This window comes from Stutzerimonas stutzeri, from assembly GCF_000935215.1.
Taxonomy (GTDB): domain Bacteria; phylum Pseudomonadota; class Gammaproteobacteria; order Pseudomonadales; family Pseudomonadaceae; genus Stutzerimonas.
On sequence record NZ_JXXD01000152.1, the window covers coordinates 1 to 10148 of the forward strand.

The window sequence follows — 10148 nt, forward strand, 5'->3', positions numbered from 1 at the left end:
CACGGTGTTGATCCAGAAGTAATGCCGGCCAAGCCCCCGCCCCGCCTCGAAGTCCGGAATCTCTGCGCCGTGCAGGTGGCGATACAGCACACGCCGGACGATCTGCCCGCCGGAGCCGATGAAGGGCTCGCCATGGCGGACCTCCTCGCGGCCAGGGTCACGGCCGAAGAAGCAGATCGGCGCATCGGCATCGCCAAGACCGATGATTGGCTCCAGCGGATCACGCTCGAATACCTGGTAGACCGGTCGATCAATGCCATCGGTGTGCGCGGCAAGCTCGCGCAGCGCCTGACATATCTCGGTGGGTAGCGCCATGACCGGTGCCTCAGAGGTCGCTTTCGTCGACCAGCTCGACTGCGGCGGCTTCCAGCGCATAGGCGGCATCGGCCAGATCGTTGCTGACCGGCTCGATTTGCAGGCGACCGTCGACCCACAGCGGCGCGTAGATGTCCTCCAGGGCGATGCCCTTCGGGTAGCGCACCAGCACGATCTGGTTCGGCGGTGGTGGTGGTACGTGGATGCAGGCCCCGGGATAGGGCACCAGGAAGAATTCGGTGCTGCGCCCGCGCGCGTCGCTCTCCAGCGGCACCGGATAGCCGCCCAGACGGATCTCGCGGCCATTCAGTTCGGCGACGGTCTTGGCCGAGTACATCACCGCCGGCAGCCCGGCGTCCTGCTTCAGCCCGCCCTGATCGCTGAAGCCGGCATCTTCCGGCGTCGAGTGGTCGATTTCGGGCATTTCCTCCAGCGCCTGGCGGTCCTCGGGCGGCATCAGCTCGAGCCAGTCGAGTTCGGGCGGCGTGGCCTGGGCGTGGGAAACAATTGCGAGACAGCAGAGCAGCGAGAGGACGAATGTGCGCATAAGGCAACTACATGAGAGAGAACGGGGCCACTGGGCGCGGCCCCCGCGGTGGCTCAATGTTTGCGGCTGGTGACCATGCCGTAGATGACCAGCAGGATGATCGCACCGACCACCGCGCCGATAAAGCCCGCGCCTTCGCCCGCCTGGTACAGGCCGAGCGCCTGGCCGCCATAGGTCGCCAGCAGCGAGCCGCCGATACCGAGCAGGATGGTCATGATCCAGCCCATGCTGTCGTCGCCGGGCTTGAGGAAACGCGCGATGAGGCCAACGATGAGGCCGATGATGATGGTGCCGATGATGCCCATGGATAAGCTCCTGAGGTCCGAAAGGTGGGTAACCAATCGGACCCGCGGGCTCTGTCACCGTTCGCCGAAGCCTGACGGCCGGGCGTCAGGAATGCGGGATCAGCGTCTCTACGGCGGTGATCTGCCGGTCGAGGGTGGCGCGATCGGGGCAGCGCAGCGTGGCGTGGCCAACCTTGCGTCCGACCTTGAAGGCCTTGCCGTAGTGATGCAGATGGCAATCCTCGATGGCGATGACCTTTTCCACCGGCGGCACTTCACCAATGAAGTTGAGCATGGCGCTCTCGCCCAGCTTGGCGGTCGAGCCCAGCGGCAGACCGGCGACGGCACGCAGGTGGTTCTCGAACTGGCTGCACTCGGCGCCTTCGATGGTCCAGTGCCCGGAGTTGTGCACGCGCGGGGCGATCTCGTTGGCCTTCAGGCCGCCATCGACCTCGAAGAACTCGAAGGCCAGCACGCCAACGTAGTCGAGCTGCTTGAGCACGCGACCGACGTAGTCCTCTGCCAGCGCCTGCAGCGGATGGTTGCTACTGGCCACCGACAGCCGCAGGATGCCGCTCTCGTGGCTGTTGTGCACCAGCGGATAGAAGCAGGTTTCGCCGTCGCGGCCGCGCACGGCGATCAGCGAGACTTCCCCGGTGAAGGGCACGAAGCCCTCGAGGATGCACGGCACGCTACCCAGCTCGGCGAAGGCACTGCTCACATCGGCCGGCTTGCGCAGCAGCTTCTGGCCCTTGCCGTCGTAACCCAGGGTGCGGGTCTTGAGCACGGCTGGCAGGCCGATGCTGGCCACCGCAGCGTCGAGGTCGGCCTGGGACTGGATATCGGCGAACTCCGGGGTGGGAATGCCGAGATCCTTGAACATGGATTTCTCGAACCAGCGATCACGGGCGATGCGCAGCGATTCGGCGCTCGGGTAGACCGGCACGAACTGCGAGAGAAAGGCCACGGTTTCAGCCGGTACGCTCTCGAACTCGAAGGTCACCAGATCCACCTCGTCGGCCAGCCGGCGTAGGTGGTCCTTGTCGTCGTAGTCGGCGCGGATGTGCTCACCGAGGGCCTGGGCGCAGGCATCCGGTGCCGGGTCGAGGAAGGCGAAGCTCATGCCCAGCGGAGTGCCCGCCAGGGCCAGCATGCGGCCCAGCTGGCCGCCACCGATCACACCAATTTTCATATCAACGGCCCTTCAGTAGGCGGCAGATCGAGCGCGCGCGTCGCGCGGCGCAGGAAAGCAAGTTTATACCCGCCAGCGGGCGTCGCCGCGCCGGCAGGGTCGGCTCAGACGCGTGGGTCCGGGCTGTCCAGAACGGTCTGGGTCTGCTCGTCGCGGAATTTCTTCAGTGCCTGGTGATACTCGGGAAACTCGTGACCGAGGATGCTCGCCGACAGCAGCGCGGCGTTGATCGCGCCGGCTTTGCCGATGGCCAGGGTGGCGACCGGCACGCCCGCCGGCATCTGCACGATGGACAGCAGCGAATCGACGCCGGAGAGCATCGAGGACTGCACCGGCACGCCGAGCACCGGCAGGTGCGTCTTGGCGGCGCACATGCCCGGCAGATGGGCGGCACCGCCGGCGCCGGCGATGATCACGCGCAACCCGCGGGCTTCGGCCTGTTCGGCGTACTGGAAGAGCAGGTCCGGGGTGCGATGGGCGGACACCACCGTCACTTCATGGGGGATGCCCAGCTTTTCCAGCATGTCGGCGGTGTGGCTCAGGGTGGACCAGTCGGACTTGGAGCCCATGATCACGCCTACCAGTGCGCTCATCGTCGTGCCTCTCATTGGGCGCCCGCGGGCGCGTCAAGAACAACAAACCACGCAAAAGAGCGTGGCCTGGACAGTCGCGGACCGACCTTGGCCGCCCACGCGAAAGCCGCGCAGTATAGCGCAAGGCGTGACCAGCCAGTACCCCGCGCTACTGCAGCGCAGCAGGCGCCAGGCGTGGCAGTTCGATCCAGAAACGGCTGCCGACGCCAGGTTCGCTGTGCAGTCCCAGCTGGCCGTTCATCAGGCGGGCGAACTCCAGGCACAGCGACAGCCCTATGCCGGTGCCCTGGATCATGCTGTTCTCGCGCCCGAGCCGCTGGAAGGGTTCGAACACCTGCGCCTGCTGCGCGGGCTCGATGCCCAATCCCGTATCCTCGACCAACAGCCGCACATGCCCCGGGCTGGTTTCGGTACGCAGGCTGATGTGGCCATCGGGAACGTTGTACTTCATCGCGTTGGACAGCAGGTTGAGCAGCACTTGGCGCAACCGACGCGGCTCGGCAAGCACCTGCAGTGGCTCATCCGGCAACTGCAACTGCAGATGCAGGCCGCGTTGCTGAACCTCGAGCGAGACCAGTTCGGCGCACTCGCGCATCAGTTTGCAGACGTCCACCGCCTGCAGTTCGAGCTGCGCCGGTTCGTTCTGCAGGCTGGACCACTCGAGAATCTCGCCCAGCAGCTGGTTGAGATGGCGACTGGCAAGCAGGATCTCGTCGAGGTATTCCGCCGCCTCGGATTGGCTCTTGTCGTCGCAGTCCATGCGCATCAGCTGGGCGAAACCGAGAATCGCATTGAGCGGCGTGCGCAGTTCATGGCTGATACCCGAGAGCAGCCGGCCCTTCGCTTCGCTGGCAGCCTGGGCCTGCAGGGTCGCCGCGCGTAGTTCTTCCTCGACCCGCTTCAGCGCGTCGATATCCACATGGGTACCAGCGAGTATCTTCGCCACGCCGGTATCCGGATCATGTTCAAGCACACGCCCGCGGCTGAGCAGCCAGTGGTAGTGGCCCTGGGTATCGGCGAAGCGGTATTCGGCCTCGTAGCGCTGCTGCAGCCCACGGCTGACGCGTTCGATCTGCGCCAGCGCCTGCGGCAAGTCGTCGGGGTGGATACGGCGACGGAACTCGCTATCGCTGAGCTGCCCCGACGGCAGGCCGAAGCGCGTCCCCATACCGCCGCGTATACGCAGCCGGTGGTTGGGCATGTCATATTCCCAGAGGCTCTCGGTTGCGCTTTCCAGCACCAGTTCCAGTCGTCGTTGCGCCTCCCAGCGCTCGGACTCGCTGTAGGCCAGGCGACTGCCGATGTCCTGGGTGTGACGGCACATTTCGTCCAGCTCGCGGATCTGCGACTGGGCCGGCTGCGGCTGCCAGCGGCCGACGCCAATCTCGCCGAGCATCCGCGAGATGCCGGCGATGGGCGTCAGCAGCGCGCCGCTAAGCTGGCGTGCGCGCAGCCACATGAGGGCGAAGAAACCGATATAGAACAGCACCAACCCGGCAATCAGCAGATAGCCGATCTGCTGGTAACGGCTCGCCAGGGCATTGGTCTGGCGAAATACCGCGGCCTCATCGACCACCGCCAGCAGGTGCCAGCCGGTCTGCGCCACAGTGGTCCATGCCACCAGCTGCGGCCGGCCGCCAAGCATCACTTGCTGTACGCCGCTGCTGGCCCCGGAGATCGCCGCGGCGAGTTCAGCGGTTTCCGGGCGGCGATCGAGCTGGAAATCCTCCGGTTTGAACACCTCGCGGCGGATGGCATCCAGATACGAATGCTCGGTCAGCTCGGCCAGGCCGAAATCCGCTTCGCCAGGTTCGGGCAGCGCCATGATCGACAGATCATCGCTGACCAGCATGGCGTAGCCACCCCAGGGCACCTGCACCTGGCCGATCTGCTCGAGGATGCCGCTGACGGTGATGTCGATGCCGACCACGCCTTCTAGAAAATCGCCGCGGTACACCGGCGCGGTCGCCGACATCATCCAGCCGTGCCCGGCCGGGTCGAGGTAGACATCGGTCCACACTACGCCGCGCGACGGGTTGTGCTTGGCGTCTGCCAGGTAATAGAAGTTGTACTTGGGGATATCCATGTCCGCCGGGTACTGATCGAGCGTGAAGAACCACGGATAGATATGGTTGAAGCTATCCCAACTGTTGAAGTAGAGGCTGGCGACCAGCGGATTGCGCGCTTCGATCTCCTTCATCAGCGGTTCCAGCTGCCGCAGCCTGGCGATCTTCTGCAGGTCATGCCGCTCGGGGGCAGTGGCGTTGGAATAGAACACGGCGGCACCGCCGTCATCGCTGGGGCTGTAGCGCACGCCCTCGTCGCTCAGGGCCAGTTCGGGCACCTGTCCCGGCGCGACGCCCTGCAACGCCTGCGCGGTGAGATTGCGATACAACTGGGTCAGGGAGCTGACCTGGCTGAGCTGCTCGCTGATCAGACGCGACTCTAGACTTACCGCCGCCTGCAGGTCGTTGAGCGCGGTTTCGCGCAGATGCTCGACCTGAGCGTCGCGAATGGCGTTGTTGGTCAGCAGATAGATCGCGATCAACGCGGTTTCCACCAGCACCAGTGGGATGAGCGCGCTGCGCACGAAGGCCCGCCAGATCCATTGACGCAGGCCGATTGGCTTTGAGGTGGGCACGATGGGCTCCAGCGGCCGCGCAAGGCGAATAATCAGCAGTAGGCGCGGCGAGGCCGTGATCATAGCATCGCGCTCGCGGCGTCGAGCTAGTGGCCTGTGCGGTGAGTGGGTTGAGGCAAGTTCGGATGAACATGGCTCCGAGACAAGGCGCTGCGACGAGTCATAGCTGGGCTATGGCAAGGAGCAGCAACGCAGTATCGGGGGCCATGGGCACCGAAATTGACCAACTGAACTTACCAAACAGGCCACTGGAGCCCGGCGGTCGAGTTCGCCGTCGTTTCAGCAGGCGCTGGCGACGCTGGTGGCGCTGGGAGCCGAGCGGCGGCATTGCTTGGCCATCGCCGCCAGGCGCACCGCGACATTCGCGGTGCCGTAGCCGGTGTAGCCATTGCAGCGCTGCAGGATCTCGAAGAAGAAGCGGCCTTCGAACGGCTCGGTGTAGACGTGGAACAGCTCGCCACCCTCGGCATCGCGGTCGTAGAGCACGTTGTAGCGCGCCAGTTCGGCGAGCAGCGCGTCGTCGAAATCGAACCGCGCCGCCAGGTCGTCGTAGTAGTTGCGCGGGATTTCCAGCAATGGCACCCCGGCCGCCTGCGCCCGGGCTACCTCGGCGAAGATGTCGTCGCAGGCGAACGCCACGTGGTGCACCCCGGCGCCACGATAACTGGACAGCGCCTGGGCGATCACGGTGTCGCGATCCTGCGAGGTGTTCAGCGGCAGCCGGACGCGGCCGCAGGGGCTACGCATGGCGCGGCACTTCATCAGCCCATAGGGATCGGGCAGCAGCAGCTCGTTGTCAGCCTCGAAATCGAACAGGCTGCGATAGAACAGCACCCAGCTGGCCAGGCTTTCGGCCGGCAGCGCGGTAGCCATGTGATCGATACGCTGCAAGCCCGCATCCTTCGGGCCGACCGCATGCAGGCGAAAGTCGATGTCGTAGTTGCTCTGCCCTGGCGCGCCGGACTCGAGCAGATAGATCAGGCTGCCGTCCGGCGCGCGCACGGCCGGAATCTGCCGCTCGTTCGGCCCGATCAGGCCACGGTAGGGCTGGCCGCCAAAGGCGCAGGCACGCGCCAGCGCCGGCCCCTCTTCGTCGATCTTCAGCGCCATGGCGCACACCGAAGGGCCATGCGCCTCGAAGTAGTTGTGGGCAAACGAATAGGGCTCGGCGTTGAGCACGATATTGATCTCGCCCTGGCGAAACAGCTGCACATCCTTCGAGCGGTGCTGACCGACATGGGCGAAGCCAAGACGCTGCAGCCAGCTGCCGAGGCGCACGGCGTGCGGCTCGTCCACCGCGAACTCGAGGAAATCGATGCCTTCGTAACGCGGTGCCGGCGGTGGCGCGAACAGCGTTTGCGCCAGCGCCGGGCTGGTCGAGGCACTCAGACGTTGCCCGGTTTTCTCTTCCAGGTGCTGAAGCGCACGCAGGCCGTCAGCGGCGATGCCCCGCGGCGGCGCAGCGCGGAAGCCATCGTTGAACACTTCCAGCGACAACGGGCCGCTGTAGCCGGCCTGCAGCACAGGTGCGAGAAAGCCCGCCAAGTCGAATTCGCCCTGACCGGGAAAACAACGGAAATGCCGACTCCACTGCAATACATCCATTGCCAGCAGCGGCGCATCGGCGAGCTGTACGAAGAAGATCCGCTCGCCCGGGATATCGACGATGCCGCTCGGGTCATCGCCCAGCGCCAGCGTATGGAAACTGTCGAGAATCACCCCCAGTGCAGGATTGTCGACCTGTTGTACCAGTGACCAGACCTGCCGCCAGGTCTTCACGTGGCGACCCCAGGCCAGCGCCTCGTAGCCCACGCGCAGCCCGCGTGCACCGGCGCGCTCGGCGATCTGGCCAAGGTCACCCACAAGCGTTTCGCTGTCGCCCAATGCGTCGGCCTGAACGTTGCTGCAGAGCAGCATCAGGTCGACGCCCAGTTCGTGCATCAGGTCGAACTTGCGCTCGGCGCGATCGAGATTGCGCTGCACGCGCGCCCGCGGGCAGCCCTCGAAATCACGGAACGGCTGGAACAGCGTGACGGCAATGCCCAGGTCCTCGCACAGGCGGCGGATGTCCTGCGGGCTGCCGGAGTGATAGAGCAGGTCGTTCTCGAACAGCTCGACGCCATCGAATCCAGCCGCCGCGGCGGCCTCCAGCTTCTCCGGCAGGGTGCCGCTCAGCGACACGGTGGCGATCGAGCGTTTCATGCGGTTACTCCTGTTACCGGGTGACTCGGGAAGTTGCGCGGCAGCGCTGGGGTCGACGCGAGCATGATCAGGGCACCAGACCATCGCGCTCGCCCGGCTCGGCCAGCGGCAACATCAAGCCGCTCTGACCAGGCATTGCCGCAGCCGGATCCTCCAGCAGCGCGCGCAGCGGCGTGGCGATGGAGGCGGTGTAGTCCTTGACACAGCGATGATGGCCGCCGAGCACGTCGTAACTCTCGAAGCTCGCCCCCATGCCGCGCCAGGCCCGGCTGGTGTAGTCGGCGGAGAAGTACACCACCGGCGCATCGATGCGCCGGGGCAGATAGCGCGCCATCACCAGCGAGTACTGCAGGAAGCGCACGCGCACCTCTCGATCACGCGCGCTCGGCGGTGTCGGCACGTGGCCTGCCAGCCGCTGCCGCACCACGCGCACGCTGCGCCGCGACAGCTTCCAGGCCAGGTTGGTGAAGCGCTTGGAATAGGGCCACTTGCTGGTTTCACCGAAACGACTGAGAGCCTCGTAGGCACGCGCAAGCTGCATGTCCGGCAGCACGCGGTCGAGCGTGCGCAGGATGGCCCGCGACCACGGACGAACGTTGGCGGTGGGCGGATCGATCAGAGCGACGATCTCCACCTCATGGCCCGCCTCGATGAGCAAACGAGCGGCCTCGAAGGCCACCAGCGCGCCGTTGCAGTAGCCGCCGATGCGGTACGGTCCCTGCGACTGGCGCGCGAGGATCAGCGGCAGACGTTCACGCGCCATCTGCTGCACCGACTCTGGTATCGGCTCGTTGTCCATGCCATGCGGGGCGATGGCGGTCAGCGGTTGCTGCGGGCCGAGCAGCCGGGCCAGGCGACGGATGTAGTAGCCGCCATGAGCGAAATCGCCGTGGAACCAGAACAACGGCGTGCGCCCTGGCTGAGCGTTGAAATCGATGACCGGAATGATGTGGTTGGCAAGATTCTCCAGGCGTGCTGCCAGCTCGCGGGCAGTCTCCGCCTCGACCAGCAACGACTCGGGGATCACCCGCCCGAGCATCTGCTCCAGCTCGGCAAGCATTTCGGTGGCCAGCAGCGAGTCACCACCACAATCGAGAAAGTTGTCGTTCGGGCCGACCGCCTCGGTTTTCAGCAGTCGCCGCCAGAGCGCCAGCACCTGCTGCTCCAGTTCGGACGCCGCCTCGGCCACCGCCGCGGCCCGGGCCCGCGCGCTGCGCTGCTCGAGGTAGGCATCCGCCAGCCGATGCCGCAACACCTTGCCGGTCAAGCCGCGCGGCAAGGCGTCGATGATCTGCACGCGCCGCGGCACCTTGAAGTACACCAGCTCGCCCCGCAGGTAGCGCTGCAGCTCCTCGGCCGCCACCTGCACGCCAGGGCGTAGCACCACGGCGGCGGCGACGTCCTGGCCGAGGCGCTGATGCGGCACGGCGAACGCCGCTGCATCGGCCACCGCCGGATGGCGCAACAGCACCGCATCGACTTCCGACAGGCTGACCTTCTCGCCGCCGCGGTTGATCACTTCCCGCAGGCGTCCATGCAGGCGCAGGAAGCCGTCCTCGTCGAGGCTGCCGATGTCGCCGGTGTGGAACCAGCCGTCGCGCAGCACCTCGCGGTTGAGCGTGTCATCGCCGAGATAGCCAGGCATCACCGTCGCGCCACGCACGCGGATCTCGCCGCGCTCGCCCGCCGCCAGCGGAATGCCGTTCTCGTCGACGATGCTCAGGGTTTCCGGCCAGGGCCGACCGACCGTGTCCGCCTTGCGCTCAGTCGGGGTGTTGACGGCGATCTGCGCGGCCTCGCTGGAGCCGTAGTGCTCCAGCAGCGGGAAGCCCATGGTCTGCTCGAAGGCATCGATGATGTCTTGTCCCAGCGGCGCGCCGCCGGATGAGGCGAAGCGCGGCCGCTGCGTGCCCAACCCTTCGGGGTGCGCGCTGGCCGCTTCGAGAATTGCGCGGTGCAATGCTGGGCCGGCGGAATACCAGCTCGGCCGCAGGCTTTCGAACCACTCGTGCAGGTCCACCACGGCCGGGCTGAGCGGAAAGGCGACGCTGCCGCCGGTGAGCAGCGGCGTGAGGATGGTGACCTTCAGCCCGTGGGAGTAATAGGGGGCCGAGACGCACAGGCAGCGGTCACCGACATCCAGGCCGAACCAGCGCTGCCACTTGCGGGCGGCGGTCAGCATGTTGCGATGGGTGAAGGGAATCAGCTTGGGCAACGCCGTGGTGCCGGAGCTGCGCAGGATGAACGCCGGGGCGTCTGCCTCGGGCAGGTCATCGGCGGCCGGCTGTGCAGCCAGCGGCATGTCGAACTGCAACGCCGGGCTGCCGTCCGCGGCCGCTTCGGCACTGATCAGCGTCAGCCCGTGGCGCTCGGC

8 protein-coding genes are annotated in these 10148 nt (G+C 66.3%); all 8 read right to left on the bottom strand.

The genetic code is table 11. The features are described 5' to 3' along the window. Window positions 1–315 (bottom strand): uracil-DNA glycosylase family protein (locus tag LO50_RS15975; RefSeq protein WP_044315613.1); only part of this gene is annotated, 315 nt, incomplete at its 3' end. A gap of 10 nt (window positions 316–325) precedes the next feature. Continuing rightward, on the bottom strand, window positions 326–862 hold the full coding sequence (locus LO50_RS15980; RefSeq protein ID WP_014822016.1) for a DUF3299 domain-containing protein: 537 nt from the start codon (window positions 860–862) through the stop codon (window positions 326–328). 53 nt (window positions 863–915) lie between these two features. Beyond that, window positions 916–1167, bottom strand: a complete 252-nt coding sequence (locus tag LO50_RS15985; RefSeq protein WP_003297756.1) for a GlsB/YeaQ/YmgE family stress response membrane protein — start codon at window positions 1165–1167, stop codon at window positions 916–918. Between the two features lie 85 nt (window positions 1168–1252). Then, window positions 1253–2338, bottom strand: coding sequence for a 5-(carboxyamino)imidazole ribonucleotide synthase (locus LO50_RS15990; RefSeq protein ID WP_044315614.1), 1086 nt, complete (start codon window positions 2336–2338; stop codon window positions 1253–1255). 104 nt (window positions 2339–2442) lie between these two features. Further along, on the bottom strand, window positions 2443–2931 hold the full coding sequence (gene purE / locus LO50_RS15995) for a 5-(carboxyamino)imidazole ribonucleotide mutase (protein WP_014822018.1): 489 nt from the start codon (window positions 2929–2931) through the stop codon (window positions 2443–2445). A 148-nt stretch (window positions 2932–3079) separates the two neighbouring features. Next, window positions 3080–5572, bottom strand: coding sequence for a sensor histidine kinase (locus LO50_RS16000; RefSeq protein ID WP_044315617.1), 2493 nt, complete (start codon window positions 5570–5572; stop codon window positions 3080–3082). 279 nt (window positions 5573–5851) lie between these two features. After that, window positions 5852–7774 (bottom strand): bifunctional sugar phosphate isomerase/epimerase/4-hydroxyphenylpyruvate dioxygenase family protein, encoded by a 1923-nt coding sequence (locus LO50_RS16005; RefSeq protein WP_044315615.1) that lies wholly within the window; start codon window positions 7772–7774, stop codon window positions 5852–5854. Window positions 7775–7841: 67 nt separating this feature from the next. Further along, a partial coding sequence (locus tag LO50_RS16010; RefSeq protein WP_044315616.1) for an AMP-binding protein occupies window positions 7842–10148 on the bottom strand: 2307 nt, incomplete at its 5' end.

Bases quoted from the DNA above. Each gene is read 5' to 3' on its own strand.
- LO50_RS15985 (WP_003297756.1), bottom strand. From the start codon at position 1,167: ATGGGCATCATCGGCACCATCATCATCGGCCTCATCGTTGGCCTCATC.
- purE (WP_014822018.1), bottom strand. From the start codon at position 2,931: ATGAGCGCACTGGTAGGCGTGATCATGGGCTCCAAGTCCGACTGGTCC.
- LO50_RS15980 (WP_014822016.1), bottom strand. From the start codon at position 862: ATGCGCACATTCGTCCTCTCGCTGCTCTGCTGTCTCGCAATTGTTTCC.
- LO50_RS15990 (WP_044315614.1), bottom strand. From the start codon at position 2,338: ATGAAAATTGGTGTGATCGGTGGCGGCCAGCTGGGCCGCATGCTGGCC.
- LO50_RS16005 (WP_044315615.1), bottom strand. From the start codon at position 7,774: ATGAAACGCTCGATCGCCACCGTGTCGCTGAGCGGCACCCTGCCGGAG.